The sequence below is a fragment of the Microbacterium sp. W4I20 genome (genome assembly GCF_030816505.1).
Classification (GTDB): Bacteria; Actinomycetota; Actinomycetes; order Actinomycetales; family Microbacteriaceae; genus Microbacterium.
In genome coordinates, this window is record NZ_JAUSYB010000001.1 from 1,623,352 (window position 1) to 1,649,475 (window position 26,124).

The window sequence follows — 26,124 nt, forward strand, 5'->3', positions numbered from 1 at the left end:
GCAAGAGTCAGCGCAGGTTTTCGGCGATCTTCCTGGCGCCGCGCACGGCGAGCGCGACCGACGTCAGAGTGGGGTTGCAGGCCGTCGACGTCGGGATGACGTTGTTACCCGCGACGAAGAGACCGGGCACGTCCCAGACCTCGCTGTCGGGCGAGCAGACGCTGCGACCGTCGTCGGTCTCCCCCATCCGGGTGCTGCCCTGATAGTGCAGGGAGGCACCGGCGGGCATCGTGAACGGACGCTCGTCGAGCGGATCGCCGACCGCACGCCCGAGGCGCACGAGCTCCTCGCGGGCACGCTCCATCACCGCGTGATCGTGCGGCGTCAACGTGTAGTGGATCGTCATCGCGGGCATGCCGTAGCCGTCGAGGGCGTCGTCGGAGAACTCGACCCGGTCGTCCCACTGCAGCTCCTTGGCCGTGAAGAGACCGAGCCCGACGATCGACCCCGGCACGACAGGATCGTCTTCCGCGAGCGGCACCGGCGACGCGTCGAGCTGCATGATCTGACCGTGGAACGGCATCTCGTCGGTGAACGGCACCCAGGTGACGCCGCTCTGCTCGCTGAGCGCTCCGGACGCGGCGACCGCATCCTCGCCGCCCGCGTGCACGTCGCGCAGCCGGGAGGCGAAGACGATCTGCGTCTGGTCGTTCAGCATTCGTCCGAGGGCGGCGGGACGGATGCCGGAGGCCCACAGCACCTGCGGGGTGCGCAGACCGTCGGCGGCGACCACGACGAACCGGGCGGCTATGGTGTGCACGTCACCGGTGCGCAGGTCGCGCACCTCGATGCCCGAGGCGCGTCCGCCGTCGGTGAGCACGCGGGTGACCAACGACTCGTCGAACAGCGAGAAGTGCGGATTGGCTCGTGTCACATCTCCGAAGACGACGTCGGAGCCCGACCACACGAGGCGACCGTCGTCGCGCCGGTGCACGGCCAGCGGCATCCGCTGCGCACGGTGCGCGTGGTCGCGCTCGGCGTCGACGGCGTCGGAGAGCCGTTCCCGCACGATGGTCGCGAACGGGGAGGCGTCGAAGGCGTCGGTCGTGACACCCAGCAGGCGCTCCGCCTCGGAGAGCAGGTCGTCGAGGTCGGGCAGGAAGTCGATGCGCTCGCTGTCGTTCGGACGCGGGCACGCCGCCGTCCAGTGCGCACCCATGCCGCCCACGTTGCTCGAGAAGGCGGCGACCGGCATGCCGTCCTCGCCCTCCACCCGGTACCCGTCGGGGAGGAGGTAGGTGCCCGCCCGCCCCCGGCGCTGGCCGGACTTCGCCGCACCAGGGTCGCTGATCGTCGCGGCCCGCTCCCCCGGTCCTTCGGACAGCGCCTGCGCGCGAGCACGCTCCGCAGCATCCTCGATGTTCTTGACATGGGCGCCCGGCGGGTTCGAGACGGTCGGCCCCACCTCGAACATCGCGATCGATGCGTCGGGGGCGAGCTCGCTCAGGATGCGGGCGTAGGCCGCGCCGTTCGGTCCGCTGCCGACGATGACGACGTCGGCCGACGCGGGATAGCTCCGGTCGCTCATGCCGTCGCCGCGACCTCTCGGATGAGCCGGACGGATTCCTCGGAGTCCGCCTGCGGGTAGTACTCGAGCCCGATCGGCCCGTCATAGCCGGATGCGCGGAGGATGCCGAGGCGCTCGGTCCAGTCGAGGGAGCCGGTGCCGGGCTCCCCGCGGCCCGGGGCGTCCGCCAGCTGCACGTACTTGACGAGGTCGCCGGCGTTCGCCAGCTCGGCGGCCATGTCCTCCCCCTCGACCGCCGAGTGGTAGATGTCGTAGAGCACGCCGAACTGCGCCGAGTCGACGCCGCGGGCGACATAGACGGCCTCGGCGGTGCGGTCGAGCAGCGAGCCCGGGTGGTCGACGCGCACGTTCACCGGCTCGAGCACCAGGGTGAGTCCCGAGCCGTCGATCTGCGCGATCGCCTTCTGGTAGATCTCGATGAGCTTGTCGAGCTGCACCTGGCGCTTCCAGCCGCCGAAGCCCGTGCCGCTGCCGACCACGAGACGCGGGGTGCCGAGGGCATGGGCGATCTCGACGCCCTCGTCGAGCTTGCGGAAGAACTCGGTGTGATCCCAGGGCGGGATCATGAACTGCGTGCGGGGTTCGGCCAGCTGGGCCGTCAGCTGCACGCCGGTCTCGTCGAGTGCGGCCTTGAGCGCGAGCACGTCCTTCGGCTTCGCGGGCGCGTCGACGCCGGTCGGACCCCACATCTCGACGGCGGTGAAGCCGGCGGCGGCAGCGGCGCGCACGCGGTCCTGGTAGTCGCCTGCCTCGGTGAAGAGGAGCTCGATGTTGGGCGCAAGAACGTACATGATGCTCGTTTCTCGACGTGACGTCGGTGGAGAGTGTCGGTGTGAGGGGTCGATGAAGGACGGCGGATGCCGGAGCACCCCCGCGGCTCAGCCTTTGAGGCCGCCCGCGAAGCCCTGGATGAAGCGCTTCTGCGCGAAGAGGTAGAACACGAGGATCGGGATCATCGAGACGATCACGATCGCGAAGATCTTGTTCCACGACGAGACCAGCGAGCCGATGTAGTAGTACATGGCGACGGGGAGCGTCTGGTTCGCCGAGCCGCCGAGGAAGATCAGCGAGGTGAAGAAGTCGTTCCAGACGATGAGCCCGGCGAGGATCGCCACGGTCCCGGTGGCCGGCGACATCAGGGGAAGCACGATGCGGAAGAAGATCTGCGTGCGCGAGGCGCCGTCGATCGTCGCGGCCTCCTCGTACTCGGTGCCGAGACCGCGGAAGAACCCGGCGTACAGGAAGATCGACAGCGGCAGCAGCATCCCGGTGTAGAGGATGACCATGCCCCACAGTGAACCGGTGAGTCCGATCGTGCGGGCGCCGATGTAGAGCGGCACGGTGCCGAGTTGGGTCGGCAGCACGATCGCGATCAGGAACAGCATGTAGGCGGTGCGGCTCCAGCGCCGGGTGCTGCGGGAGATGACGTAACCGGTGATGGCGCCCAGGAGCACCAGGCACAGGATGCTGCCTGCCGTGATGATCACGCTGTTGACCAGCCCCATCACGACGTTGGAGTTGCCCTGCGCCGTGAGCACCTCGACGAAGTTGCTGAAGTCGAGGCTCGTGGGCGGAGCGAGGTTCGACGAGGTGATGGCCTCCTGGTCGGACTTCAGCGCCGTGGTGACGAGGAAGTAGAAGGGGGCGAGGAAGACGATCGCGATGATCCAGATGAGGACCTCGCGCAGTGCGGTGAACTTCGTGTAGCGGAACATCTCAGTCCTCCTCGGGGCGACCGTTGGTCAGACGCTGCTGGATGATGGCGAACACCAGGATGATCACGGTGAGCAGCAGCGCGAGCGCGGCACCGTAGCCGAAGTTCCCGAGTGCGAAGGACTCCTTGTAGACCTGCGTGGCGAGGGTCTCGGTCGCGCCTGCCGGCCCGCCGCCGGTCATCGCCATGATCTGGTCGAAGATTCGGAGTCCGTTGACGAGGCCGAGTGTGGTCGCGATGGCGACGGCGGGGCGGATCGACGGCAGCGTGACGTGCCAGAACCGCTGCCAGAGGCTCGCACCGTCGATCGCGGCGGCCTCCTCGATCTCGACGGGCACCGCGGCGAGGCCGGCCATGTAGATGACCATCGCGAAGCCGATGTTCTGCCAGACGACGACCACCAGGATCGTCCAGATCGCCCACATCGGATCGGCGACCCAGGCCCGCGCGAACTCGTCGAACCCGAGAGCGCGGAGGAAGGCGTTGATCGGGCCGTTGTAGTCGAAGATGAACTTCCACACGTACGAGACGGCGAGCGGGCTGAGCACGACCGGCATGAAGAACAGCACGCGGAGCGCGTAGCGGGTCTTGAGCCCGCGGTTGAGGCCGAGCGCCAGGGCGAGGCCGGCGATGTTGCTCAGGATCACCGAGACGAACGCCAGGAAGAGCGTGTTGCCCAGGGAGCCGATCTGTGTCGGATCTCCGAAGATCTTCGTGAAGTTGTCGAAGCCGATCCAGGCGAAGGTTCCGATGCCGGACCAGTCGGTGAAGGCGAAGAACCCGCCGATGGTCGTGGCGACGTAGTGCACGGCGAGCACGAGGATGATGCCGGGAAGCGCCCACCACCAGTGGCCGAACTTCAGCAGGCCGGGGCGCCGGGGAGCCGGCGGGCGGCGCCGCCCGGGCTGCGCGCTCTTCGGCACGACCACCAGCTCGGTCTCGGACTCTGTCCTCAGGGTCATGATTCCCTCATGTTCGTACGTCGTCGTGCGAGATATGGGTGTGGCCGTCCGGGTGCGCGAGCGCGGCACCCGGACGGCCTGCGGAGTTACTCGCCCCAGGCGGCATCCATGTCCTGGAGCACCTGGTCGATCTCCTTCTGGCCGGTGAGCAGGCCCTGGACGCCGACCTGCAGCGCCTCGTAGACCGACGGGTTGGGCCAGATGTTGTTCGGCAGGGTGGCGTAGGAGCCGTCCGCGATCAGGTCGACCACCGGCGAGTAGATCGTGTCGGCGAGGTCGAGGTTCTGGTAGCCCGAGATCGGGAGCAGGCCCGACTTCTCGTAGTAGAGCTCCTGCGCCTCATCCGTGGCGAGCCACTCGACGAACTCCTCGGCTGCCGGCTTCACCTTCGAGGCCGCGTTGATCGAGATCGTGTAGTTCGAGCTGGCGAGGATGTAGGGGTCGCCGCCGTCGGCGGCCGGGAACGGCTGCACCTTGAAGTCGGCCTCGGGCGGAGCCGCCGTGGCGATCTCGACGGCGGAGCCGGACGGGATGAAGCTGCCGACCGAGGTGCCCTGTGCGAGACCGTTGGTGATCGCGTCGAATCCGCCGCCCTCGGCGCCGGGCTGGAAGCAGCCGCCGTCCTTCAGGTCGACCAGGGTCTGCAGGGTGTCCTTCCACCCCTCGGACTCCGCGAACGTGGTGTCGCCGTCGGCCCGCTTGGTGTTCCAGTCGGGGTCCTCGGCGTAGACACGGGTGGCCGCGATGCCCTGGGCGGTGAGCCCGGCGTTCGGACCCGCGGCGCCGGCCAGCGCGAGGAGCGACTTGCCGTCGGCGGCGAGAGCGTCGCACGCGGCGTACAGGGACTCCTCGTCGGTCGGGAACTCATCCAGACCGTTCTGCGCCGCGGTTCCCATGCTGGCGACGACGCCGGCGATGGTGAAGTCCATCGGCTGACCGTAGGTCTTGCCGTCGATCTCGAAGATCGGCTCGCTGCCTGCGGGGACGAGGCCCGTCGCGGTGTCGCCGAGCGGCTCGAGGAAGCCGGCCTCGGCCAGCGGGATCAGGCCGCGCGCATCGCCGGAGCCCGGGGTCGTCTGGATGACGTCGGAGGCGTTCCCGGCCTGGAGCTGCGTGCGGATGGTCTCGCCGTACTTGTCGTTCGGCGTCGGGTTGAGGGTGATCTTGACGTCCGAGTGGGCCTCCATGTACGCCTTCGCGAGCGATTCGTACGGGCTCTCGAGGTTGTTGGAGGTGGCGAACGTGAAGCTGAATGCCTGCTCGCCGCCGGAGTCTCCTGAGCCGCCTTCGGGGGCGGATCCGGAACAACCGGCGAGGATGACGACGCTCGCGGTCGCCGCGGCGAGGACGCCGGTGCGGAGGACGCGAGATCGAGAGTGCTGTGACATGTCCAGCCTTTCTGACTACGTTGTCGGGGACTCAGGGGCCTGAGTCCGGTGCTGTTCTGCCAGTATCGACCGGATTCGTCAGAAACACACATAAGTGTTTCGGATGCATGGCATAAGTCCGCCTGAACGGTTGCCCGAGCCCGGTCATAGAGCGGGCGAATACCTACCGACGCCGGGATAGGTTCGGTCGATAAGATCGGTATATCGCTTTCCGACGCCGGAGGATCACATCGTGGTGACCGATCATGCACTGCTGTCCCGACTCGACCTCAACCTGCTCGTGTCGCTGGATGCCCTGCTCACCGAGCGCAGCGTCACCCGGGCCGCCGAGCGGCTGCATCTCAGTCAGCCGGCGCTCAGCGCCTCGCTCTCCCGGCTGCGCACGCACTTCAACGATCCGATCCTCGCCCGCCGCGGCAACACCTACGAGCTCACGCCCTTCGCCCTGCGCCTGGCCGAGCACACCACCACGGCGCTCGAGGCGGCCCGTCGCGTGTTCGAGAGCCAGGCGACCTGGACGCCGGCTGAGTCGACGCGCGAGTTCTCGATCTACGGATCCGACTACGGCTTCGCCACGATCGGCGCCGTGGTCTCGCGCATGGCCGCCGAACGCGGGCTCGGCGTGCGGTTCCGCTTCATGCTGCACAACCCCACGGTCGTCGAGGACGCGCCCAACCGGCTGCGGTCGGCCGATGGCATGATCATCCCGCACGGCTTCCTCACAGACCTCGCGTACGCCGACCTCTGGCGGGATGAGTGGGTGGCGCTCGTCTCGGACGGAGAGCACGGGATCGAGGGCGACCTCACGATGGAGGATCTCGCCGATCGGCCGTACGTGATGACCTACCAGTCCCGCACCGCGTTCACCTCGGCCAGCAGGCAGATCCAGCAGCTCGGCGTCGAGCCACGCATCGACGCGGTCGTCGAGAGCTTCCTCGCGCTCCCCCTCTACGTGGCCGGTACCCGCCGGATCGGCTTGATCCAGCGGGCGCTCGCGCCGCTCGCCGCCCGGCTCGGCGGTGTGCGCATCGTGGAGCTGCCGTTCGAACCGACACCGCTCGTGCACGCGCTGTGGTGGCACCCCGTGCACGCGCGCGACCCCGAGCACGCCTGGATGGTCGAGCTGTTCCAGGAGGCCGGGCGCATCGTCGAGTCGGGCGCACACGCCGACGACTGACTCAGACGGGCGCCGGCACCGCTCGCGTGCTCGCCCTGATGAGGTCGTGCTGGCGGCGCACCAGGACGAGCGGATCGACCTCGCCGAGCTCCGCGAACGCGTGACCCTCCCACTCGCTCGACCAGTAGCCGCGATAGCCGCCCTCGACGAAGACGCGCACGAGCTCGGGGTAGTCGATCGCCGGCTCCTGTCCCTGCTCGTCGATGTCGTAGAACTTCGCGTGCACGTGCAGGATCTGCGGCATGATGTCGGCCCACTCCTGCGGAGCGACATGGCCGTGCATGTTGAAGGCGAGGTGCGCGAACGAGCCGAGTCGGCCCGGATCGAAGTCGCGTCCGCGGAGGTAGCCGATGAATTCCTCCTGGCGCTCGCGCATCGTGGCATCCGTCGCCCAGATCTCCTGCAGGCGTCCGACGGCCTCGTCGTCGAGACCGGCACGCCGGACCGCACGGAGCAGCGTCGGCGACATGGCGTGCATGGTCGACGAGAAGTCGGCGACGAACCCGAGCAGCGGTGAGTCGAGCTCGGCGTAGGTCTCCCGCACCTTGAGGATCGGCTCGGAGTTCGGCCCCATCGGCGCGTGGATCTCGTACGCCAGCTTCAGCTCGAGGTCTTCCGCGATCGGCAGCAGGCGACGCAGCAGCTCCGGCTTCGCGCTCTGGATGCGCACCAGCGGGAATCCGAGCTGCTTCGCGCCGGCGAACATCAGCTTCGAGAACTCGAACTCCTCGTCGGGCGTCATGTCGCGATCGCGACGCCTGCCCATGTCGAGGTTCGCGCCGAACGAGCTGGCGTCGAAGCCGTGCTTGTCGAACGCCGCACGCCAGCGTGTCACGAAGTCGTCCGAGACCACCGGGTAGGTGGGCACCATCTGCGAGGCCACGATCTCGATGCCGGGACCGATGCCGAGCTCGGCGACACGGTCGAGCAGTCCGTCGAAGTCGTACCAGCCGGCGCGGAACTCCGCGCTCGCCGAGTACAGCGTCAGCCCGAGCTGGAACGGGTCCTCCGCGGTCGCGGGGGGCGGCGGCGTGACGTCGCTGACCAGCGCGGGAGCGGGAGCGTCGGCATCCGTCACGGTGAGCGTCTGGACGTCGCGCACGAAGTTCGGCACATACATGCCGGGATCGCCGTCCTCGCCGGGCGCGATCTGCATGTACGGCAGGCGCAGCTGACCGATCAGCGTCACCTCGTGCTGCTCGCCGAGCGCGACAGGAACGTCGCGCCGTGCGACGAGCAGGGGATGCTCCTGCAGGTACCAGAGCGTCTCGCTCTGGTCCCCGAGCTCATCGAGGGCGTAGGAGCGCCCGTGCAGCTCGAACCGCAGATCGTCCTGCGCGACCTCCTCGCCGTCGATCGTGAGAGCGAGGCTCGTGACCGACGAGAGCCAGAGGCTGCGGTACCAGGGCAGGGTGAGCCGCAGCGCGAGGCCGTCGGGGTGCGGGCGCAGGCTGTCGGCGTGGATGAGTCCGTTGGGCATGGCGTCTCCTCAGAGGGCGTCGACGGTCTGGCGGATGAGGGAGTGCTGGCGACGGATCTGTTCCACCGAGCGCCAGGGGATGCGGTCACCCTCGTACTCGCTCGAGAGGTAGCCGGTGTACCCGGCGTCGCGCAGAGCACGGAGCACCGGCTCCCACGGGATCTGCTGGTCCACGAGCGCCTCATCGATGTCGTGGAACTTGGCCTGGATGAAGACCACGTGCTCGATGATGTCGAAGACGTCGGCGGGATCCACACCGATGCCGTCGAGGAACGCCGGCCGTCGACCAGGAAGCTCGCCGGGCTTCAGCGGGATCGGCCGGTCCTGGAAGATGCCGGTGTCGAGCAGCAGTCCGAAGTGCTTCGTCCCGGTGCGGCGGATCAGGTCGATGTAGTCGTCGACGACCTCGTGCTTGATCGGGGTCGGCGAGTGGATCTCGGGGCAGATGATGACGTCGAGCTCGGCGGCGAGCGCGAGGCTCTGCTCCACCGCCTCGGTCCAGATGGGGTGCGGGACGAGGTCGCTCGACACCACGCCGATCTTCGGGCGCAGGAACCGAAAGCCGAGCCGCCGGGCGAGCCGCAGGTCGCGCTGCAGGATGGCGGCGCCCTCTTCGGCGGTCATCTCGCGCGCATCGGGACCGCTCGAGTGCAGGCGCGTATCGATCCACGACCCCATGTTGGTGGGCTCCAGGCCGTACTTGTCGAGCAACCGGAACCACTCGTCCACCCACTCCTGCGGCGGGTCGGGGTAGTTCGGCACGTGTCCTTCGCCGAGGATCTCGACGCCGGTCGCGCCGAGGTCGGCGATCTGGTGCAGCGCCGTCTCGAGGTCGATGCACGTGCCGTAGTCGCCCATGAAGCTGTAGAGCGACACACCGTACTTGAACGGCGCACCGGACGCCTCGGGCGACAGCGTGATGGCCCTCGTCACCTGGTAGCGGCTGGGCTGGTGCTCCTGGGGGATGTACGACATGCGCAGGCGCAGATCGATCGAGAGCTCGTGGATGCCGTCGGGCAGACCCCCGGCGAGCGGAACCGTGACGACGGCGGCGTCTTCGAGCTGCCAGCGCACGTCCTCGCTCGTCCACAGCTCGGCGAGCGTGTACGTCTTGCCCTGCAGTGTCCAGGTCGGCACGTCGGCCGCGACGTCCACGAGCCCGGGGATCGAGACGGCGATGCCGTCGATCAGCGAGGCGGTCATGCCGCGGTACGAGGGCATCCGCACCCGGAACTGGAATCCGGTGATCGCGTCACCCTCCCGCACGTTGCGGAAGCCGACGGACTGAATCAGGTCTCTCTCGAGAAGCATCGGTGCTTCCTCTCCGGGCGCGCTCTTGCGCCGCTCTTCGAGGCTAACCGGCTTTAGCGCGAATCATGCATAAGGGATACGCATGCGGGCCATAAGGGATGCTGACGTGCGGGGCGACCGGGCGGATCAGCGCTCGAGCACCAGCGCGAGCCCCTGTCCGACGCCGATGCAGAGGGCGACCACGGCGACGCCGCCCTCGCGACGACGGAGTTCATGCGCCGCCCGCGCGATGATGCGACCACCCGAAGCACCGAGCGGATGCCCGATGGCGATCGCGCCGCCGTGCACGTTGACGCGTTCCGGATCGAGGTCGGGCCACCCGGCGAGGCAGGCCAACGACTGCGAGGCGAATGCCTCGTTCAGCTCGACCAGGTCGACGTCGGCCCAGGTGCGTCCGGCCCGTGCCAGCGCGCGGTTCGCGGCCTCGACCGGAGCGATGCCGAACACGTCGGGGTCGTTGCCGAAGACGCCGCGACCGGCGATGCGAGCGAGCGGTTCGGCATCCGTCGCTCCCTCCGCTCCCAGGAGCACGACGGAGGAGCCGTCGTTGATCGGCGAGGAGTTGCCCGCCGTGACCGTGCCGTCAGTCGCGAAGAGGGCCCGCAGCCCGCCGAGCTTCTCGAGCGTCGTGTCGTCGCGGATGCCCTCGTCCCTGGACAGCTCGACACCGGGAACCGCGACGATCTCGTCGTCGAAGACCCCCGACGCCCACGCTTCCGCCGCGCGACGGTGGCTGCGCAGCGCGAACGCATCCTGCTCCTCACGGCTGATGCCGAAGAGCGTGGCGAGCTTCTCGGCGGACTCCCCGTTGGAGATCGTCCACTCCGACGGCAGCGCGGGGTTGGTCATCCGCCAGCCGATCGCGGTGTTCCACATCGTCTGGTTGCCGACGGCGGGCCAGGCTTTGGCCGACTTCTCCACGACGAATGGAGCGCGGCTCATCGACTCCACGCCGCCCGCGAGCACGAGATCGGCGTCGCCCACCTCGATCGCGCGGGATCCCTGGATGACGGCTTCGAGACTCGACCCGCAGAGGCGGTTGACCGTCGCCCCGGGCACGGTGGTCGGGAACCCGGCCAGGAGCGCGGCGAACCGGGCGACGTCGCGGTTGTCCTCCCCCGCCTGATTCGCGTCGCCGAGCAGCACGTCGTCGATCCGCGCGGGGTCGATGCCGGTGCGCTCGACGATCGCGCGCAGGACGACCGCGGCGAGGTCGTCGGGCCGCACCCCGGCGAGCGCGCCACCGGCACGCCCGAACGGCGTGCGCACCGCGTCGTAGATGAAGGATGCCGTCATGAGAGCTCCAGACCTGTCAGCGCGCGGAGGGACTCGACGGTGTTGTCGCCGAAGGCATCGCGCACTCGGAAGCGGCCTTCCACCACATCGAGGATCGCGTGGTCGGTGTACACGCGGGTGACGCAGCCGACCCCGGTGAGCGGGTACGTGCAGCCGGCCACGAGCTTGGACGAGCCGTCCTTCGCGAGCAGGTCCGTCATCACGAACACCTGCTTCGCGCCGATCGCCAGGTCCATCGCGCCGCCCACGGCGGGGATCGCCCCGGGCGCACCGGTCGACCAGTTCGCGAGGTCGCCGTTCTGCGCCACCTGGAACGCCCCGAGCACGCAAATGTCGAGATGCCCGCCCCGCATCATGGCGAACGAGTCGGCGTGGTGGAAGTACGCGGCGCCCGCCAGCGCGGTCACCGGCTGTTTGCCCGCGTTGATCAGGTCGGGATCGATGAGCCCCGGCGACGGCGACGGCCCCATGCCGAGCAGGCCGTTCTCGGTGTGCAGGATGATCTCGAGCCCTTCGGGCAGGAAGTCGGCGACCAGCGTCGGGGCGCCGATGCCGAGGTTGACCACGGCGCCCTCGGGGATGTCGGCCGCGATGCGTGCGGCGAGCTCGTCACGGGTGATCCGGGTGGTCATCGAGCGGCCTCCGTCGGTTCGGTCTGCGACAACGGCCGCCCCTCGATGTCGACGCCGCCGATGAAGCCGTCGGCGTCGAGCCAGGCCCGTCGACCGACAGCGACCACGCGATCGACGAAGAGTCCGGGCGTCACCACCGTCTCAGGGTCGATCGAGCCGAGCGGCACGACTTCGTCGACCTGCACGATCGTCGTCGCCGCAGCCGAGGCCATCACGGGTCCGAAGTTGCGGGCGGTCTCGCGGTAGACCAGATTGCCCCACCGGTCAGCGGCCAGAGCGCTGATGAGGGCGACGTCTGCGGTGATCGGATACTCCAGCACGTAGCGGCGTCCATCGATGGTCCGCTCCTCCTTGCCCTCGGCCAGCGGCGTGCCGACACCGGTGGGCGAGAAGAAGGCGCCGATCCCGGCCCCGGCGGCGCGGATGCGCTCGGCCAGGTTTCCCTGCGGCACGATCTCGAGCTCGATCTCGCCGGCCCGATACAGGCCGTCGAACACCCAGGAGTCGTGCTGGCGGGGGAACGAGCAGATGATCCGGCGCACACGACGCTCGGCGAGCAGCGCCGCCAGCCCGGTGTCGCCGTTGCCGGCGTTGTTGGCGACGATGGTCAGGTCTCCGGCACCCTGGGCGATGAGCGCGTCGATGAGCTCCACCGGCTGCCCCGCACGGCCGAAGCCTCCGATCATGATCGTGGCGGCGTCGGCGATGCCGGCGACCGCGGCCGCGGCATCCGCCACCGTCTTGTCGATCATGCGGTCTCTCCGGGAGTGCTGCCGTCCGACCCGAACACCTCGGTCGCGATACGGAAGGCCGTATTGGCCGCCGGGACGCCGGAGTAGATCGCGGACTGCAGGATCACCTCGCGGATCTCATCGATCGTCAGGCCGTTGCGGAGCGCCGCGCGCAGGTGCATCGCCAGCTCTTCGTGATGGCCGTGCGCGATGAGCGACGAGAGCACGGCGATCGAGCGGGATCGCCGGTCGAGCCCGGGGCGCGACCACACGTCCCCCCACGCGACACGGGTGATGAAATCCTGCCAGTCGGCGGTCAGCTCGGTCGTCGCGTCGATCGCACGGTCGACATGGGCGTCCGACAGCACCTCCCGGCGCACGGCGAAACCCTGCGCGCGGCGCTCATCGTCGGTGGATCCGGTCATCATCGGCCCCTCTCGTCCAGGAAGTCGCTCAGCTCGGCCACGACCGCGGCCGGCGCGTCGACCGGTGCCAGGTGCGACGCGTTCACGATCCGCGACGTCCGTCCGTCGCGCACGCCGTCGGCGATCTCCCGCGCAGAGGCCTCCGGCGTCACAGCATCCCACTCCCCCCAGGCGGCGAGCACGGGAACGGAGATCTCCCCGAGCCGGGCGCGCACGTCGAACGCGGCGAGAGCCTCGCAGCAGCGCGCGTAGCTCTCGTCGTCGGCATCCTGCAGCACGTGCAACAGCCGACCGGTGAGCTCGGGGTGCCGGGCGATCGAGCCGGGCGCGAACCACCGCTGCGCCGAGCCGACGATGAGCGACGAGGTCGACTGCGCTCGTACCTGCGCGGCGCGGGCGTGCCAGTCGTCGGGCTGACCGATCGCCGCACCGGAGCAGAGGATCGCCGCACGCTCGACGAGAGACGGATGCCGCAGCAGGAGCGACAGTCCGACGGCACCGCCGAGCGAGACCCCGGCGTAGCGGATGCGGTCGGCGCCGAGTGCGCGCGCCGCCTCCGCGACCGCGTCGGCGAGACCGTCCACCGAGAAGGCGTCGGATGCCGGAGCCGAGGCTCCGTGTCCGGGGAGGTCCCAGGCCACGACGCGATGAGAGGTCGCCAGCGCGGGGACGACGCCCTCCCAGAGGATCGTCGAGGTGCCGAGCGACGGGCCGAGGACCAGCAGCGGAGCATCCTCCGGTCCGATGGGCTCCGTGAACGCGAGGGCGATCATGCCGTCGCCTCCCCGTGCGGGACGCCGGTGTAGTTCGCGGGATCGAGGAGGGCGTCGACATCGAGGTCGTCGGCCTCCGGCAGCGCTCGCACGAGTGCGGGGAGATCCGCACCCTCGGAGGCTGCGCTGATGAGCGTGCCGAACCGCTCCCGTCCGATGCGCGGCACCAGGACGATCGCGAGCCGTTCGCTGACGAGCAACCCCCCGGTGAGTGCGAGGTTGCGGGCGCCGGCCGCGGCGTTCACGCGCAGGTGCGTGGCGAGCGACGCGGCGTGCGCCGAGGCACCGAGCGCCAGACGCAGCAGCTCACGCAGGGTCTGCCACTCCGCGTGCCAGGCGCCGTCCGGTCGCTCGTCGCCGGCCGATGCCGCAGCGAGGTGCAGGGTGGCGCCGAACTGCGGAGCGCGAAGAGCGGCGGAGCGGATGAGGGTCGCCGCGACGGGATTCTGCTTCTGCGGCATCGCCGACGATCCGCCTCCGGCCTCCTCGCACACTTCCCCGATCTCGGTGCGGCTGAGCGTGGCGACGTCGGCCGCGAGCTTGCCGAGCGCGTCGATTGTCTGCACGAGCGCATCGCCGAGTTCGGTCACCGGCCAGCGCACGACGTGCCAGGGCGCCGCCGGTGCGTGGAGTCCCGTGCGCCGGGCGTAGGCCGCGACGAGCTCATTCGCCGCGGCCGCGGAGCCGGTGATCTCGACGAAAGACGCACGGGTTCCGGCGGCGCCGGCCAGTTGAGCGGGGAGCTCCAGGGCGCCAAGGCGTTCACGTGCACGGAGGATGCCGGCCGTCCAGTTGCCGGTGCGCGCAGCCACGGTGGTGGGAACGGCGTGCTGGGTGAGCGTGCGCGCTGCCACCACCTGATCACCGTGCTCCACGGCGACACGTTCGAGTCCGTGAAGGGTGGCGCTCAGCGCCTCGCGCACGAGCGAGACGGCCTTCTGGGCGACGATGAACATCGCGGTGTCGACGATGTCCTGGCTGGTAGCTCCCCGATGCACCCACTGGCGCATGTCTTCCGGCGCACGAGCCTTGAGCAGGCCGACCAGCGGGATCACCGGGTTGCCCCCGGCCACGGATACCGCGGCGAGTGCCGGCAGATCGACAGCGCGGGCATCGAACGCGGGCTCGATGCGGGTCAGGTCGGCGGGCGACAGCATGCCGAGGTCGGCATACGCGCCTGCGAGCGCCTTCTCGGCCGCGATCAGGGCGTCGAGGATCGCGCCGTCACTGACGAGTTCGTCGTGTCCGACGGACACCGGCGACAGCAGCCCTTCGTCGAACGAGACCATCAGCGTCGCTCCTCGAGATCGAGATCAGTAGACAAGGAACACCGTCTCCTCCTCGCCCTGCAGGCGGATGTCGTGCACCAGGTCTCCCTGCGCGGTGCGCGTCGCGACCAGGGTCGCACGCTCCTCGGGTGTCAGGGAGGAGAGGAACGGATCCGAGGTAAGCACGTCTTCGTCGTCCGGCAGGTAGATGCGGGTGTGCAGCTTGTCGGGAAGCCCGCGCGCGTAGACGATGGCAGCGAAGAACGGCGCCCGCCCGGTGGCCGCACCCGGGGCGCGGGTCCAGAACTCGAAGTGTCCCTCGTCGTTCGTGAACGCGCGGCCGAAGCCGGTGAAGGTGTGGTCGTCGCGACGGAACGCGCCGCGAGCGCGCGGCACCGAGCCGTCGGCATCCGCGCCGAAGATCTCGATGAAGGCATCCGGCACGGGCTGCCCTGCGCCGTCGCGCACCGTTCCGCCGAGCAGCACGGCTCCGGGCGAGTGGGGGAAGGCGATCTCGTGCATCTTCGGGAACTCGACGCCGTAGGCGAAGAACGGCCCGACGGTCTGACCGGGTGTCGGCCGGTGCGTCTTGGCGGGTACGGAGGGGAACATGCTCAGACCTCCTCCTGCTCGAACCAGGTCGCATCCGGGCCGTCGACGACGATGTCGAAACGGTAGCCCGTCGCCCACTCGGGAGAGGTCAGTTCGTGATCGTAGACGCCGACGAGCGCATCGCGATCCTTCTGGCGCCAGATGGTGTTGTAGATCGGATCGAGGGCGAACAGCGGGTCGCCCGGGAAGTACATCTGCGTGACCAGACGCTGGGTGAACGACGAGCCGAAGATCGAGAAGTGGATGTGCGCCGGGCGCCAGGCGTTGAGGTGGTTCTTCCAGGGGTACGGACCCGGCTTGATCGTCGTGAAGGCGTATTCGCCGCGGTCGTTCGTGATCGCGCGTCCGGCGCCCGTGAAGTTCGGGTCGAGCGGGGCGGGATGCTGGTCGCGCTGGTGGATGTAGCGGCCGGCCGAGTTCGCCTGCCACAGTTCGATCAGCTGGTTCGGGATCGGGCGGCCCCATGAGTCGAGCAGCCGCCCTCGGACCGTCATGCGCTCGCCCAGCGGTTCGCCCGCGTGCTGCACGGTGAGGTCCGATTCGATCAACGCGACGTCGCGCTGGCCGAACGCGGGCGACAGCAGCTCGATCGTCTCGGGGTCGACGAGCTTCGGGTTCTTGGTCGGATGCCGCAGGATGCTCGAGCGGTACGGCGCGAAGTCATGCGCGGTCGCCGGCAGCGACTCCCCCGCGGCCTCGCGACGGGCGAACGACGCGTGCAGATCGGCGATCTCCTGCGTGATGACGGATTGCGCGACCTGCACCGGAGGGGCCAGAAGGGTCTCGGGCGCCGCGGCGACGATTCCGGGCGTGGCGGTCATGTGCGTCTCCTTCGACACAGAGAATGCGGGTGACAGCATCCTGAGCTCCGCCCACCCGTATCGGGAGCTGATTCCCACTCAATGGGAATCAAGTCGTCGGCCTGTGGCAGGATCGCTGCATGGCGAACTCCTCCTCCGGCGACTCCGTCACCGAGCGGCTCATCCGGGTGCTCGAGACGTTCACCCCCGCGCGCACCGTGCAGTCCGCCGCGGACATCGGGCGCCGAGCGGGCCTCCCGGCCTCGACCGCCCACCGCATCGTCGGGGAGCTGGTGGATGCCGGGATGCTGGAGCGCGACGACGACCGGCGCATCCGTATCGGCATGCGGCTGTGGGAGCTCGCGACCCGTTCGTCGCACGCGCTCCGGCTGCGGCAGGCGGCGCTGCCGTTCATGGAGCGCGTGCAGGCCCGGGTGCGCGAGCACACGCAACTCGCCATCCTCGAGCAGGACGAGGCGCTGTTCCTCGAACGGCTCAGCAGCCCGGACTCCGGGTCGAATGTGACGCGGGTCGCCGGGCGCCTCCCCTTGCACGCGTCGTCATCGGGTCTCGTACTGCTCGCCTATGCCGACCGCGCGCTGCAGGAGCGGATCCTGGCCGGACCCCTTCACGCGGTCTCCGCCGAGACCATCACCGACACAGCCGATCTTCGCCGCAAGCTCGCCGAGGTGCGCGCCCTCGGGCATGCGAGTGCGCCCGGCTACATCGAGGCCGTGTCGACCGGGGTGGCGGTCCCCGTGCACGACGAGACGGGTGATGTGGCCGCCGCACTGTCGGTGGTGCTCCGCCGCGATGACGCGATCGAGCCGGCGCTGCGGGAACTCCTCGCCGCCGCGCGGGACATCGAGCGGGTGCTGGGCGGGCGGCGCTGACGCAGAATCCCGTTCAACGGGAGCTCCGGACCGGGATGATCGCCGAGCGCTGACACTGACTTCGACACGTTCGTCGAAGGAGACGCCATGCCCCGCATCATCCGCACCCGGGTCGCCATCGTCGGCGCCGGCCCCGCCGGCCTGCTGCTCTCGCACCTGCTGGCCGACGCCGGCATCGAGTCGATCGTGCTCGACCGCCGCAGCCGCACCGAGATCGAGTCCACGATCCGCGCCGGCATCCTCGAGCAGGAGACGGTCCGGGTGCTCGACGAATCCGGAGCCAGCGACCGCGTGCTCACCGTCGGCAACCGGCACGACGGCATCGAGCTGCGGTTCAACGGCGAGGGTCACCGCATCGACTTCCCGGAGCTCGTCGGTCGCAGCGTCTGGCTGTACCCGCAGCACGAGGTACTCAAAGACCTCATCGCCGCGCGCCTGGCCGCCGGGCAGGACGTGCTGTTCGAGACCGAGGTGACCGGGGTGGGTGATGTCGAGACGGACCGCCCGTGGGTCACGGCGACCACGAGTGATGACGAGGAGCTGCGTATCGAGGCGGAGTTCGTGGTCGGCGCCGACGGCTCCCGCAGCGTCGTGCGCCCCGCGGTCACCGGCTCGTCGGCCGGCGGCCACTTCCGCGAATACCCGTTCGCGTGGTTCGGCATCCTGTGCGAGGCACCGCCCAGCTCGGACGAACTGATCTACAGCAACTCACCCGACGGCTTCGCCCTGATCAGCCAGCGCAGCGCCACGATCCAGCGGATGTATTTCCAGTGCGACCCGGATGCCGACCCGAACGCGCTCTCCGAGGCAGAGATCTGGAACGCGCTTCAGGCACGGGTGCCCGGCACGTCCCTCGCCACCGGGCCGATCGTGCAGCGGGATGTGCTGCGCTTCCGCAGCTTCGTCGCACACGAGCTGCGGCACGGGCGTGCGGTGCTCGTGGGGGATGCCGCCCACACCGTGCCGCCCACCGGAGCCAAGGGGATGAACCTCGCTGTCGCCGATGTGGTGCTGCTCGACCGCGCGCTGCGCGCACTGCTGCTCGAGAACGACACACGCCTCATCGACGCCTTCGCCGAGACCGCGCTGAAGCGCATCTGGAAGGCGCAGCACTTCTCCTGGTGGATGACGAGCATGCTCCACACGGCATCCGATGCCACCGAGTTCGATCGCCGACGCCAGGTCGGCGAACTGCGATCGGTCGTGGAGTCCGAGGCCGGGCGTACGTTCCTGGCCGAGGCGTACACGGGGTGGCCGCACGAGGGCGGTGCGTCGTGAGCCGCTCAGGGACCGACGCTGAGCCTCCCGGCATCTCCCCTCTCGCGCAACCCCTGTCTATCGAAGAGTGGTTGGCGAACCACGCTCCTGCCGAATCGCCCGCACAACACGTTCAACGCCTGCTCCACTTCCACATCCTGCGCCGCCAGCAAGAGCGTCGCCGGTGACCAGCAGCCCAGGGTACATAGGCCTCAGGCGTCCGGCGAGCCGGTGCGGCGGACTGCCTGCATAGCCGCCGAAGGGTAAGGCTGGCCGATGTAGGCGGTGAGGAGAATCATGAGCTGGGTGAGCCCGTCCTCGTCGAGGCCGTTCCTCCGGGCCAGGTCGAGATAGAAGTCCAGTCGTCGATCGCTGACATCGCTCGCCACGAGTGCACTGATGACGGCGATGGTGCGATCGCGGTCGGTCAGTGCCTCCCCGTGCCACCCGGGACCACCGGCCGCTTCGAAGGCTTCCGCTGTGTAGTCCGCTCCCGCTCTGTCCGTCATCAGGTGCTCGGCCGCCGCCTCGTCGACGCCGAAGTTTCGGGCGTAGACGGCGCGACCTCGTCGGGCCCGCTCGGTGCGTGCGGCGCCTCGGTCGCTCATCGCGCGTCGACCTGTGACGCGGCGAACAGCGGGATGCCCGCGTAGCCGCGTACATCGTGGGCCGGTACGACCTGGACCCGATCCTGCAGCGAGATGATCCGGCCCATGTCCTGACGGACCTGCGCCGTGTCGCTGTCCGCGAGCAGGCGCATCATCAGCGGCTTCTCGAGGCGCCCGGTGATGCCGTCGAGCTGCCACGTCAGGTCGCCGATGAACGCGAAGCGGTGTTCCGAGGGCATGGTGACGAAGACGATGACGGAACCGGCGGTGTGACCGGCAGCAGGGACGATGACGACGGAGCCGTCGCCGTAGAAGTCGAAGCTCGAAGGGAACCCGAGGTGAGCCGGGCCGTCGAACGCGTACTCCTCGATCCGGCGGTCGCGAGAGACCTCGCGGAACACGGTGTCGCTCTTCGAGTCGGCTGCGTACTTCCTCTCATCCCCCGTCATCCAGATCGGCACGTCCAGCGAGTCCAGACCGCTCACGTGATCCCAGTGCGAGTGGGTGAGCAGCACGCCGAGAAGTCTGCTCCGGTCGTAGCCGGCCGCGTCGAGCTGAGTGCTCACGGTCTCACCGAGATCATGCGCGGCGCGTCGGAAAGACGGCAGGGAGTCGATGTGCGCGTCGGCGTTCGCGCCGAATCCGGCATCGATCAGCAGATCACCTTTCGGATGCTGAACGAGAACTGCCGTCGACGCGAAGTCGCGCTGCTCGGTGGGCGAACCTCCCACGACCGCGAACGATGCTCGGGTCTTGTAGGTTCCGGTCGGAAGCTGCGAGATCCTCAACTCGGCGGGCGGACGGGCGGAAGGAAGAGCGCCGGTCATCCGGGCCGGATCCGGCAGCTGCGCGGTGATCGGGACCGCCCACCTTCCCCAGGCCACCGTCGCCGCGGCGGCAGCCAGCACCAGATTGGCGATGATCTCGGATGCTTCGCCGCGCACGAGGTAGAACACCACCGCGGAGATCATGAGCAGTACGACGCCGAGTGCGGCGACGATCGTCATCCGGGGGAGGATCCGGGTCAGCGAGGGCAGGATCACGCCCAGCCCGCCGAGGACATCGAGAACCGACGTGACTGTGTAGAGCGCGGGGACGTCCGCTGACCACGGGAACATCGCCACGGCCTGATCGGCCGGCAGTGAGAGCTTCAGGATGCCCGCGATGATCAGCGAGACACCGAGCAGCGCCTGGAGTATCCAGAGCAGGTAGTGGATGCGACGCCGGCGTGGCCGGGTCGGGGTGGCGAGAGTGGACATGGAACCTCATTCTCTGAGAGCCGTGGACTTAGTGGTCATTAAGACCACTACTGAACTATATGTATAACAGTGACCGGCGCTTCCAGGAAGTCCTAAGATGAGATCCATGACAGCTGACGCCATCGACCCCCGGGTCGCCCGGACCCGTCGGGACGTCGTCGAGGCAACGGCCGGTCTCCTCCTCGCGGAAGGGTGGGACGGGGTCACTCACGCAGAGGTGGCGCGGCGATCGGGCTACTCGAAGGCCACGATCTACGCCCACTGGCCCGCCCGGCTCGATCTGATCCGAGACGCGGTGGAACACGTCTGCGACCGGGCTCATCACCCTGCTGCGACCGGGAACCTGCGCGAGGATCTCCGCACAGCACTTCTGGATTTCGCCACCGACCTTCACGACAGCCACCTCGACCGCCTGCTCGCCGGTCTCGTGGAACGCGTGCACACCAGCGACGTCGTCGACACCTTGCGCACCCGCCTCTACGAGACGGGTACGAGCGGCATGCGCGGCATCCTCGAGACCCATCTCGATCCGGCCGATGTCGAACCGTCACTCGCGCTCCTCACCGGTGCGGTGTTCGTCCGGGTGACCTTCGAGGGTGCCGCCGCAGACCGGACCTACGTGGACGATCTCGTCGACCGCGTCCTCCGCGCGCGCAGATCCGGGTGATCCTGGGTCGACACCCGAAGAGAGCGAGCGTAACGCGTCGACGCCTGCCCTCAACCACATCACCCGCTCGTTCTCAACCCCCTTTGCGGCGTCGGCCCGCCCATCGGAGGCTGTCGGCATGAGCCATCCAGACGACATCAAACAGCCGCTCGACCACCTGCCCCCGGTCGAGGAGCGCGACAAGGCGATCGAGATCGACGAGCCGCATTACCCGACGTCGGAGTCGCCGACGGGCCCCGCCCATGCCTCGCCGGAGACTGCGGCGGAGCCTGACAAGCCGAACCGCCACGGCGTCGACAAGCTCCCGCCGACGTCGCGCTGAGCGCGGCTCAGGCCCTGCGGATAGACCCGATGATCTTCACCCTGCGGGACGACCTGATCGCCGACGTGAAGATCACCGACACGGCGGCCTGACCACCGCGGCGCGAGACAATGGTGAGGTGATCGAATCGTGGCAGCTGCGTGAGTGGTTCGCCGACTATCTCGACGCCTGCAACCGGCATGACCTCGATGCGATCCGCGAGCTCGTCGACCCGGAAGTACGCCGCGCTCATCTGCCCGCCGGCGCAGACGCATGGATCGCCGACGTCGCGGAACTGATCCAGGCCTTCCCCGACTGGCAATGGCGACGCATCCAGCTCATCGTCGAGGATGACCGCATCGCCGCGCACCTGCGCGGCAGCGGTACGCACCTCGGGGCCTTCCGGGGAGTGGCGCCGACCCGCCGCCGCGTCAACGTCGCCGAGTTCGGCATGTTCCGCATCGTCGGCGGACGGGTGGCGGAGTTCAGCGGAACGGATGCCAGCGCTCTCCTTCGTGCTCTCTCGGACTGACGCCCGTCCTCCGCGCGGTATTCGCCGCTCAGGCCTTGCGGGTGAAGGTGACGTGGATCGTGCCGCTCTCCGCGACTTCGCTGCGCACGTCGTGAGTCTGTTCCAGCCCGCGCAGACCCTCCCACACGCTGTTCCCCCGGCCGAGGATGATCGGTGCGACCTGCACGTGCAGCTCGTCGACGAGTCCGGCACGAAGGAACGCCTGAGCGGTCCGGATGCCGCCGCCGACGCGCACGTCTCCGCCCTCGGCCGCAGCCGTCGCCTCGGCGAGGACCTCCTCGATCGAGCCACTTCGGAAGTGAAAGGTGGTGCCGCCGTCCATCGCGATCTCCGGACGCGGTGCGGAACTCGTCAGCACGAACACCGGGCAGCCGAACGGCGGCTCATCGCCCCACCAGCCCGTCCAGTCGGGCTCGGGATGCGCGTGCAACCCGAACATCGCCGCCCCCATGATCTCCGCGCCGATGCCGTCGAAGAAGGAGCGCGCGTGGGCGTCGTCGATCCCGGCCGTGCCGGCGCCGCTGGCGTCGCCGAACACCTTCTCGCGGAACGTCCTGGTCGCCGCGTAGGCGGCGGTCAGCGGACCCCAGTCCTCCCCCATCGGGTTGTCGGAGGCCGGGTCGGGCGCCGCGGTGAAACCGTCGAGCGACGAGAACAGGTCGATGCGGACACGGGTCATGTCAGCTCTCTTTCGGGCGAGTGAGCGGGAACGGAGGGATGCCGAGCCAGTCTGCCCGACTCTTGTCGGGTGCGCACTGCCTGGGTCACGCTATTGAAGCTCTCCCGCCCTTAGGGTGGTGAACCGGGGGGCAGACATGACATGGCAAGAAGCAGGACACGTGGAGCGACCGCAGACGGGTGATGCTCATCCGGGCTGGGGGTGGGGCGTGGTGCTCGTCCCGACAGCGGTGGGACTGGCCGCACTCGGACTGTTCTTCATCCGGTCACTGGGCGGCGGGATGGGCATCCTGATCGGCGTGGCCCTTCTCGCCTGGGCCGCCTCCCTCGCGATGCCGTTCTTCGTGATCGCCTGGTACGCCGCTCAGGCAGCCTGGAAGACATCACGGGAGCAGCGCGGACAGACCTTCGCCGCGCCGTCCCGCGACCTGAGGCGCATCGGGTTCCGCATCCGCTGGAGCTTCCCCGCTCGCGGCCTGATGTTCAGCGCGGCGTCCTACGACGGTCCCGATCTGCCGATGCTCGTGACCGGCAAGGTCGTGCACGTGGTCGCGATCGTGATCCTGGTGGGCGCAGGACTCATCGCCGCGCTCGTCGGGCTGGCCACGCGCTGACGCCGCGGACTGGCACTCACCCCGGCCCGTCGCTCGTCGCCGCGAGGAGTGCGGTGACCACGTTGCTGACCGGCGTGGGGATGCCGTGGGCGCGGCCGAGCCGGGAGATGACGCCGTTGCGGGTGTCCCACTCCAGGGCGCGGCCGGCCTCGCGATCGGTCAGGATCGACGTGCTCAGGTCGGCGGGAGAGGACCGGAAGCCGGCAAGGATCTCTTCGGGAACCTCGTCGCCGAGTCGGGCGCCCTCGGCGCGGGCGACGGTCAGGCACTCCCGCAGGTAGTCCAGAGCCAGAGTGGCGATGTCCTCCCTGGCGAACATCCCCGCCCGCCGCCCGGTGAGGGCCATGAGCCCTGCCGCGGCGTTCTGGAGGAGCTTGCGCCATGCGACCGAGGAGAAGTCCGACGCCACCTCGACGGTGCAGCGCGTTCCTCGCAGAACCTCCACGACCCGATCGGCACCCGGCGCGTCCGGCAGGGTCAATCGCGCGGCTCCGCGCAGTCGCACCGAGCCATCGGCCTGGGCCTGCGCGGGGAACCACACCACCGCCGGAACGACGACCGTTCCCTCGGGAACGAACGGCGAGACCATCGCGACCTGCTCGACACCGTTCTGCAGCACGCACAGCACGGTGTCCGGCCCGCAGAGCTTCGCCAGCCAGGATGCGGCGCCCTCGATCTGCGTGGCCTTGACGGCGAGGAACACCACGTCGGCCGGCCCGGAGACCTGATCCGGGTCGGTGCGCACCGGGCCGGGTACGCGGATGACCTCGTCGCCGACGAGCACCTCGAGGCCGTCGCGCGCCGTGCGACCGTACAGGCCGGGAGTCCTCCCCGCCTCGTGGAGCACAGCGGCGACGGTCGAACCGATCGCACCGGGACCGATGATGGCCACATCATCCATGCGGAGGTGAGTCACTCTCACAACGTACCCGCGATCCACCGGCCCGCTATCACCCGACGACCTTCCCGGGATTGAGTATCCCCGCGGGGTCGAGGGCAGCCTTGACCGCTCGATGCATCTCCACGACCGCCGGAGAGAGTTCCGCCAGCAGTCCGTCGCGCTTGAGCAGACCCACGCCGTGCTCACCGGTCACCGTGCCGCCGAGCGCGAGCGCCGCGTCGATGATCTCGGCGAACGCGCTCTCCGCCCTGGCGCGAGCGGCGTCGTCCCCGGCAGGGACGACGAGGAGCGGATGCAGGTTGCCATCACCGGCGTGCGCGATGTTGGCGATCAGCACGTCATTCGCCAGTCCGATGGCCTCGATGCGGCCGAGCATCTCGGGCACGGCGCCCTTCGGGACGCAGACGTCCTCGGTCAGCACCGGCCGAGGCGCTCGAGTGCCGGATACGCCAGGCGCCGGGCGGCGAACAGCGCCTCCCCTTCGGCCTCGTCCGTGCTGCGGTCGGCCCACGTCGCGCCGCCGCGCTCGAAGGCGGCCAGCATCGCCGCCGCCTCCGCATCCCCCGCGGCGCCGGGCGTGTCCACCCGCCCGAGCAGGACGACCGCGGCCTCGTCGGCCAGCCCCATGCTCTTCCAGTCGTCGACGGCCCGCAGGCAGTTCCGGTCGATCAGCTCGAGCGCCGACGGGGTGAGGCCCGCCGCCGCGACCTCGCGCACGGCCTCCCCGGCGGCGGTGAGCGAATCGAAGAACCCGGCGATCGTCTGCTCCGGCGGGCGCTTCGGTCGGAGCCGCACGGTGATCTCGGTGACGATGCCGAGCGTGCCCTCGGAACCGACGAGAAGACTCGTGAGGTCGTACCCCGCGACCCCCTTCGCGGTGCGGCGCCCCAGTCGGACCAGCTCCCCCGTGCCGGTCACCACCTGCAACCCGAGCACATAGTCCCCGGTGACGCCGTACTTCACGCAGCAGACACCGCCGGCGTTCGTCGCCACGTTGCCGCCGATCGTCGACCAGGGCGAACTCGCCGGATCGGGCGGATACCAGAGTCCGTGGTCGGCGACGCGCGCCCGGAGGTGATCGTTCACGACGCCGGGCTGCACGACGGCGAGTCGTTCGAGCTCGTCCACCTCGAGCACGGCATCCATCCGCTCCAGTGAGATCACGACGCAACCGGTGACGGCATTGGCACCGCCCGATAGCCCGGTGCCTGCGCCCCGGGCGACGACGGCCGTGTCATGGCGCAGGCACGCCTGCACCACGAGCTGCACCTCTTCCGGCGTGCGCGGCCGGACGAGACAGGTGGGCAGCGACCACTCCGCCCATTCGGCGTCGTCGTGCGCGTACCCCTCCAGCACATCCGGGTCGGTCGTCAGACGGTCGGCGGGGAGGACCGCCGCGAGATCGGCGAGGAGCGCGGACTCACTCACGCTCATCGTCGCCGCGGACCGACCCCGAGCGCGTGTGGCACGTCTTCAGATAGCTGAGGAACGATGCCTGCAACCCCGTGAGATGCGTCTCGTGCAGCAGCGCCCTCGTGACGTCTCCCGCGCGCCCCTGAGTATCCAGATCTTCGATGACCGTGAGGAGGTTGCGACCGATCTCGCGGTAGATCGGAATGGCCCCGAACAGTTCGGCTTCGTTCAGCGTGACGTGCAGTCGTCGCGACGCGGCGTCCGGACCGTGCTCGGGCAGCGCGGCGATCAAGGGGAACACTTGGCTGTCCGTGGCCGCGACTCCCGGACTGCCGGCGCCGAAGGTCGCGAACGGCGACGTCTCCTGCAACCACGCGTACAGCGTGAAGAGTCCGCCGTAGGAGTACCCGAAGAGGCCGTGGCCGGAGTCGCTGACCCGCACCTTCGTCTGGAGAAGCGGATGCAGTTCCTCGGCGAGGAACGACAGGAACACGTCGGCGTGGGTGTCCGCCAGGTGGGCGAGGTAGGCGTCCATGTGCTCCTGGGTCATCGCCCCCGAGTCGCGTGCGCCCTCGAGCGTCTTCAGCATCTGCTCGCTGACGGGCTCGCCCGGCGGCACGAGGTCGCGGTTGCGGAGCTGCGCCCACTGCTCGGCCTCTTCGGCGGCGTACCCGATGCTGACCTGGATGTACGGGGCGACGGTGAGATAGGGATCGGCCTGGGTGACGATGAGCGGGGCGGTCAGCCCGACGGCGAAGTTGCCGTCCACCACGTAGATCAGGGGCAGGGGATCGCTGGACTCCGCGTAACCCGGCGGCGTCGTCACCCAGACGCCGTAGCGGTGCCCCGATCGAGCCGTGACCTCGAGGTACTCCGTGTCGGCCAAGCAGCCGTTCAGCATCGC

Annotated in this window: 29 protein-coding genes; 7 read left to right on the forward strand and 22 right to left on the reverse strand. The window is 69.3% G+C overall.

What is annotated here, in order from left to right; genetic code table 11:
- Positions 1-7: 7 nt before the first annotated feature.
- The 5 genes from QFZ21_RS07945 to QFZ21_RS07965 form a co-directional block, all read right to left on the reverse strand.
- The gene (locus QFZ21_RS07945; protein WP_307376391.1) at positions 8-1,528 is read right to left on the reverse strand and encodes a GMC oxidoreductase; all 1,521 of its coding nucleotides are present in this window, start codon (positions 1,526-1,528) and stop codon (positions 8-10) included.
- Positions 1,525-2,319, reverse strand: coding sequence for a TIM barrel protein (locus tag QFZ21_RS07950; RefSeq protein WP_307376393.1), 795 nt, complete (start codon positions 2,317-2,319; stop codon positions 1,525-1,527). The genes QFZ21_RS07945 and QFZ21_RS07950 overlap by 4 nt, the downstream gene beginning before the upstream one ends.
- Before the next feature lie 87 nt (positions 2,320-2,406).
- Positions 2,407-3,243 (reverse strand): carbohydrate ABC transporter permease, encoded by an 837-nt coding sequence (locus QFZ21_RS07955; protein ID WP_307376396.1) that lies wholly within the window; start codon positions 3,241-3,243, stop codon positions 2,407-2,409.
- Between the two features lies 1 nt (position 3,244).
- A complete protein-coding gene (locus QFZ21_RS07960; protein WP_307376399.1) occupies positions 3,245-4,204 on the reverse strand; it encodes a carbohydrate ABC transporter permease in 960 nt (319 codons plus the stop codon).
- Positions 4,205-4,290: 86 nt separating this feature from the next.
- Complete coding sequence (locus QFZ21_RS07965; RefSeq protein WP_307376400.1) at positions 4,291-5,592, reverse strand: ABC transporter substrate-binding protein; 1,302 nt, start codon at positions 5,590-5,592, stop codon at positions 4,291-4,293.
- Between the two features lie 235 nt (positions 5,593-5,827).
- Here QFZ21_RS07965 and QFZ21_RS07970 point away from each other — a divergent pair, with 235 nt between their 5' ends.
- The gene (locus QFZ21_RS07970) at positions 5,828-6,769 is read left to right on the forward strand and encodes a LysR family transcriptional regulator (protein WP_307376402.1); all 942 of its coding nucleotides are present in this window, start codon (positions 5,828-5,830) and stop codon (positions 6,767-6,769) included.
- 1 nt (position 6,770) lies between these two features.
- On the opposite strand, the gene QFZ21_RS07975 is transcribed toward QFZ21_RS07970, so the two are convergent.
- From QFZ21_RS07975 to pcaH, 10 genes are all read right to left on the reverse strand, one after another.
- Positions 6,771-8,249: a DUF6379 domain-containing protein gene (locus QFZ21_RS07975; RefSeq protein WP_307376405.1), complete on the reverse strand. Its 1,479-nt coding sequence runs from the start codon at positions 8,247-8,249 to the stop codon at positions 6,771-6,773.
- A 9-nt stretch (positions 8,250-8,258) separates the two neighbouring features.
- Positions 8,259-9,560, reverse strand: a complete 1,302-nt coding sequence (locus QFZ21_RS07980; protein WP_307376407.1) for a DUF6379 domain-containing protein — start codon at positions 9,558-9,560, stop codon at positions 8,259-8,261.
- 126 nt (positions 9,561-9,686) lie between these two features.
- Complete coding sequence (locus QFZ21_RS07985) at positions 9,687-10,856, reverse strand: thiolase family protein (RefSeq protein ID WP_307376409.1); 1,170 nt, start codon at positions 10,854-10,856, stop codon at positions 9,687-9,689.
- Entirely contained in the window at positions 10,853-11,488 is a 636-nt protein-coding gene (locus QFZ21_RS07990) for a 3-oxoacid CoA-transferase subunit B (RefSeq protein WP_307376412.1), read from the reverse strand. The genes QFZ21_RS07985 and QFZ21_RS07990 overlap by 4 nt, the downstream gene beginning before the upstream one ends.
- The gene (locus QFZ21_RS07995; RefSeq protein WP_307376415.1) at positions 11,485-12,240 is read right to left on the reverse strand and encodes a 3-oxoacid CoA-transferase subunit A; all 756 of its coding nucleotides are present in this window, start codon (positions 12,238-12,240) and stop codon (positions 11,485-11,487) included. The genes QFZ21_RS07990 and QFZ21_RS07995 overlap by 4 nt, the downstream gene beginning before the upstream one ends.
- Positions 12,237-12,644 (reverse strand): 4-carboxymuconolactone decarboxylase, encoded by a 408-nt coding sequence (gene pcaC / locus QFZ21_RS08000; protein WP_307376417.1) that lies wholly within the window; start codon positions 12,642-12,644, stop codon positions 12,237-12,239. The genes QFZ21_RS07995 and pcaC overlap by 4 nt, the downstream gene beginning before the upstream one ends.
- Positions 12,644-13,417, reverse strand: coding sequence for an alpha/beta fold hydrolase (locus tag QFZ21_RS08005; RefSeq protein WP_307376420.1), 774 nt, complete (start codon positions 13,415-13,417; stop codon positions 12,644-12,646). The genes pcaC and QFZ21_RS08005 overlap by 1 nt, the downstream gene beginning before the upstream one ends.
- Positions 13,414-14,706 carry a lyase family protein gene (locus tag QFZ21_RS08010; RefSeq protein WP_307376423.1) on the reverse strand — a complete coding sequence of 431 codons (1,293 nt, stop codon included), beginning with the start codon at positions 14,704-14,706 and terminating at the stop codon, positions 13,414-13,416. Before QFZ21_RS08010 ends, QFZ21_RS08005 begins: the two co-directional genes overlap by 4 nt.
- Before the next feature lie 24 nt (positions 14,707-14,730).
- Positions 14,731-15,297, reverse strand: a complete 567-nt coding sequence (pcaG, locus tag QFZ21_RS08015) for a protocatechuate 3,4-dioxygenase subunit alpha (protein WP_307376426.1) — start codon at positions 15,295-15,297, stop codon at positions 14,731-14,733.
- A gap of 2 nt (positions 15,298-15,299) precedes the next feature.
- Entirely contained in the window at positions 15,300-16,118 is an 819-nt protein-coding gene (gene pcaH, locus QFZ21_RS08020; protein WP_307376428.1) for a protocatechuate 3,4-dioxygenase subunit beta, read from the reverse strand.
- Between the two features lie 119 nt (positions 16,119-16,237).
- Between pcaH and QFZ21_RS08025 the strand changes: the two genes are divergently transcribed.
- Complete coding sequence (locus QFZ21_RS08025; RefSeq protein WP_307376431.1) at positions 16,238-16,990, forward strand: IclR family transcriptional regulator; 753 nt, start codon at positions 16,238-16,240, stop codon at positions 16,988-16,990.
- 87 nt (positions 16,991-17,077) lie between these two features.
- Positions 17,078-18,268 carry a 4-hydroxybenzoate 3-monooxygenase gene (locus QFZ21_RS08030; RefSeq protein ID WP_307376434.1) on the forward strand — a complete coding sequence of 397 codons (1,191 nt, stop codon included), beginning with the start codon at positions 17,078-17,080 and terminating at the stop codon, positions 18,266-18,268.
- 191 nt (positions 18,269-18,459) lie between these two features.
- Here QFZ21_RS08030 and QFZ21_RS08035 read toward each other — a convergent pair whose 3' ends face one another.
- Both QFZ21_RS08035 and QFZ21_RS08040 read right to left on the reverse strand, forming a co-directional pair.
- Positions 18,460-18,855, reverse strand: coding sequence for a carboxymuconolactone decarboxylase family protein (locus tag QFZ21_RS08035; RefSeq protein ID WP_307376436.1), 396 nt, complete (start codon positions 18,853-18,855; stop codon positions 18,460-18,462).
- Entirely contained in the window at positions 18,852-20,114 is a 1,263-nt protein-coding gene (locus QFZ21_RS08040; RefSeq protein ID WP_307376438.1) for an MBL fold metallo-hydrolase, read from the reverse strand. The genes QFZ21_RS08035 and QFZ21_RS08040 overlap by 4 nt, the downstream gene beginning before the upstream one ends.
- Positions 20,115-20,220: 106 nt before the next feature.
- Between QFZ21_RS08040 and QFZ21_RS08045 the strand changes: the two genes are divergently transcribed.
- From QFZ21_RS08045 to QFZ21_RS08055, 3 genes are all read left to right on the forward strand, one after another.
- Positions 20,221-20,781, forward strand: a complete 561-nt coding sequence (locus tag QFZ21_RS08045; protein ID WP_307376439.1) for a TetR/AcrR family transcriptional regulator — start codon at positions 20,221-20,223, stop codon at positions 20,779-20,781.
- 118 nt (positions 20,782-20,899) lie between these two features.
- Entirely contained in the window at positions 20,900-21,103 is a 204-nt protein-coding gene (locus tag QFZ21_RS08050) for a hypothetical protein (protein ID WP_307376440.1), read from the forward strand.
- A gap of 118 nt (positions 21,104-21,221) precedes the next feature.
- Positions 21,222-21,614, forward strand: coding sequence for an ester cyclase (locus QFZ21_RS08055; RefSeq protein WP_307376443.1), 393 nt, complete (start codon positions 21,222-21,224; stop codon positions 21,612-21,614).
- 28 nt (positions 21,615-21,642) lie between these two features.
- Here the strand turns inward: QFZ21_RS08055 and QFZ21_RS08060 are convergent, their stop codons facing one another.
- Positions 21,643-22,293 (reverse strand): dihydrofolate reductase family protein, encoded by a 651-nt coding sequence (locus QFZ21_RS08060; RefSeq protein WP_307376445.1) that lies wholly within the window; start codon positions 22,291-22,293, stop codon positions 21,643-21,645.
- A 160-nt stretch (positions 22,294-22,453) separates the two neighbouring features.
- Between QFZ21_RS08060 and QFZ21_RS08065 the strand changes: the two genes are divergently transcribed.
- Positions 22,454-22,906 carry a hypothetical protein gene (locus QFZ21_RS08065; protein ID WP_307376447.1) on the forward strand — a complete coding sequence of 151 codons (453 nt, stop codon included), beginning with the start codon at positions 22,454-22,456 and terminating at the stop codon, positions 22,904-22,906.
- 16 nt (positions 22,907-22,922) lie between these two features.
- On the opposite strand, the gene QFZ21_RS08070 is transcribed toward QFZ21_RS08065, so the two are convergent.
- The 4 genes from QFZ21_RS08070 to QFZ21_RS08085 are packed head-to-tail and all read right to left on the reverse strand — an operon-like array spanning position 22,923 to position 26,121.
- The gene (locus tag QFZ21_RS08070) at positions 22,923-23,822 is read right to left on the reverse strand and encodes an oxidoreductase (protein ID WP_307376448.1); all 900 of its coding nucleotides are present in this window, start codon (positions 23,820-23,822) and stop codon (positions 22,923-22,925) included.
- Between the two features lie 34 nt (positions 23,823-23,856).
- A complete protein-coding gene (locus tag QFZ21_RS08075) occupies positions 23,857-24,228 on the reverse strand; it encodes an FAD-linked oxidase C-terminal domain-containing protein (protein ID WP_307376450.1) in 372 nt (123 codons plus the stop codon).
- Positions 24,222-25,235, reverse strand: a complete 1,014-nt coding sequence (locus QFZ21_RS08080) for an FAD-binding oxidoreductase (RefSeq protein ID WP_307376452.1) — start codon at positions 25,233-25,235, stop codon at positions 24,222-24,224. Before QFZ21_RS08080 ends, QFZ21_RS08075 begins: the two co-directional genes overlap by 7 nt.
- Positions 25,228-26,121, reverse strand: a complete 894-nt coding sequence (locus QFZ21_RS08085) for an alpha/beta hydrolase (protein WP_307381258.1) — start codon at positions 26,119-26,121, stop codon at positions 25,228-25,230. The genes QFZ21_RS08080 and QFZ21_RS08085 overlap by 8 nt, the downstream gene beginning before the upstream one ends.
- Positions 26,122-26,124 lie beyond the last annotated feature (3 nt).

Coding starts and splice junctions, on each gene's coding strand:
- QFZ21_RS07945 (WP_307376391.1), bottom strand. CDS start 1,528: ATGAGCGACCGGAGCTATCCCGCGTCGGCCGACGTCGTCATCGTCGGC.
- QFZ21_RS07950 (WP_307376393.1), bottom strand. CDS start 2,319: ATGTACGTTCTTGCGCCCAACATCGAGCTCCTCTTCACCGAGGCAGGC.
- QFZ21_RS07955 (WP_307376396.1), bottom strand. CDS start 3,243: ATGTTCCGCTACACGAAGTTCACCGCACTGCGCGAGGTCCTCATCTGG.
- QFZ21_RS07960 (WP_307376399.1), bottom strand. CDS start 4,204: ATGACCCTGAGGACAGAGTCCGAGACCGAGCTGGTGGTCGTGCCGAAG.
- QFZ21_RS07965 (WP_307376400.1), bottom strand. CDS start 5,592: ATGTCACAGCACTCTCGATCTCGCGTCCTCCGCACCGGCGTCCTCGCC.
- QFZ21_RS07975 (WP_307376405.1), bottom strand. CDS start 8,249: ATGCCCAACGGACTCATCCACGCCGACAGCCTGCGCCCGCACCCCGAC.
- QFZ21_RS07980 (WP_307376407.1), bottom strand. CDS start 9,560: ATGCTTCTCGAGAGAGACCTGATTCAGTCCGTCGGCTTCCGCAACGTG.
- QFZ21_RS07985 (WP_307376409.1), bottom strand. CDS start 10,856: ATGACGGCATCCTTCATCTACGACGCGGTGCGCACGCCGTTCGGGCGT.
- QFZ21_RS07990 (WP_307376412.1), bottom strand. CDS start 11,488: ATGACCACCCGGATCACCCGTGACGAGCTCGCCGCACGCATCGCGGCC.
- QFZ21_RS07995 (WP_307376415.1), bottom strand. CDS start 12,240: ATGATCGACAAGACGGTGGCGGATGCCGCGGCCGCGGTCGCCGGCATC.
- pcaC (WP_307376417.1), bottom strand. CDS start 12,644: ATGACCGGATCCACCGACGATGAGCGCCGCGCGCAGGGTTTCGCCGTG.
- QFZ21_RS08005 (WP_307376420.1), bottom strand. CDS start 13,417: ATGATCGCCCTCGCGTTCACGGAGCCCATCGGACCGGAGGATGCTCCG.
- QFZ21_RS08010 (WP_307376423.1), bottom strand. CDS start 14,706: ATGGTCTCGTTCGACGAAGGGCTGCTGTCGCCGGTGTCCGTCGGACAC.
- pcaG (WP_307376426.1), bottom strand. CDS start 15,297: ATGTTCCCCTCCGTACCCGCCAAGACGCACCGGCCGACACCCGGTCAG.
- pcaH (WP_307376428.1), bottom strand. CDS start 16,118: ATGACCGCCACGCCCGGAATCGTCGCCGCGGCGCCCGAGACCCTTCTG.
- QFZ21_RS08025 (WP_307376431.1), top strand. CDS start 16,238: ATGGCGAACTCCTCCTCCGGCGACTCCGTCACCGAGCGGCTCATCCGG.
- QFZ21_RS08030 (WP_307376434.1), top strand. CDS start 17,078: ATGCCCCGCATCATCCGCACCCGGGTCGCCATCGTCGGCGCCGGCCCC.
- QFZ21_RS08035 (WP_307376436.1), bottom strand. CDS start 18,855: ATGAGCGACCGAGGCGCCGCACGCACCGAGCGGGCCCGACGAGGTCGC.
- QFZ21_RS08040 (WP_307376438.1), bottom strand. CDS start 20,114: ATGTCCACTCTCGCCACCCCGACCCGGCCACGCCGGCGTCGCATCCAC.
- QFZ21_RS08045 (WP_307376439.1), top strand. CDS start 20,221: ATGACAGCTGACGCCATCGACCCCCGGGTCGCCCGGACCCGTCGGGAC.
- QFZ21_RS08050 (WP_307376440.1), top strand. CDS start 20,900: ATGAGCCATCCAGACGACATCAAACAGCCGCTCGACCACCTGCCCCCG.
- QFZ21_RS08060 (WP_307376445.1), bottom strand. CDS start 22,293: ATGACCCGTGTCCGCATCGACCTGTTCTCGTCGCTCGACGGTTTCACC.
- QFZ21_RS08085 (WP_307381258.1), bottom strand. CDS start 26,121: ATGCTGAACGGCTGCTTGGCCGACACGGAGTACCTCGAGGTCACGGCT.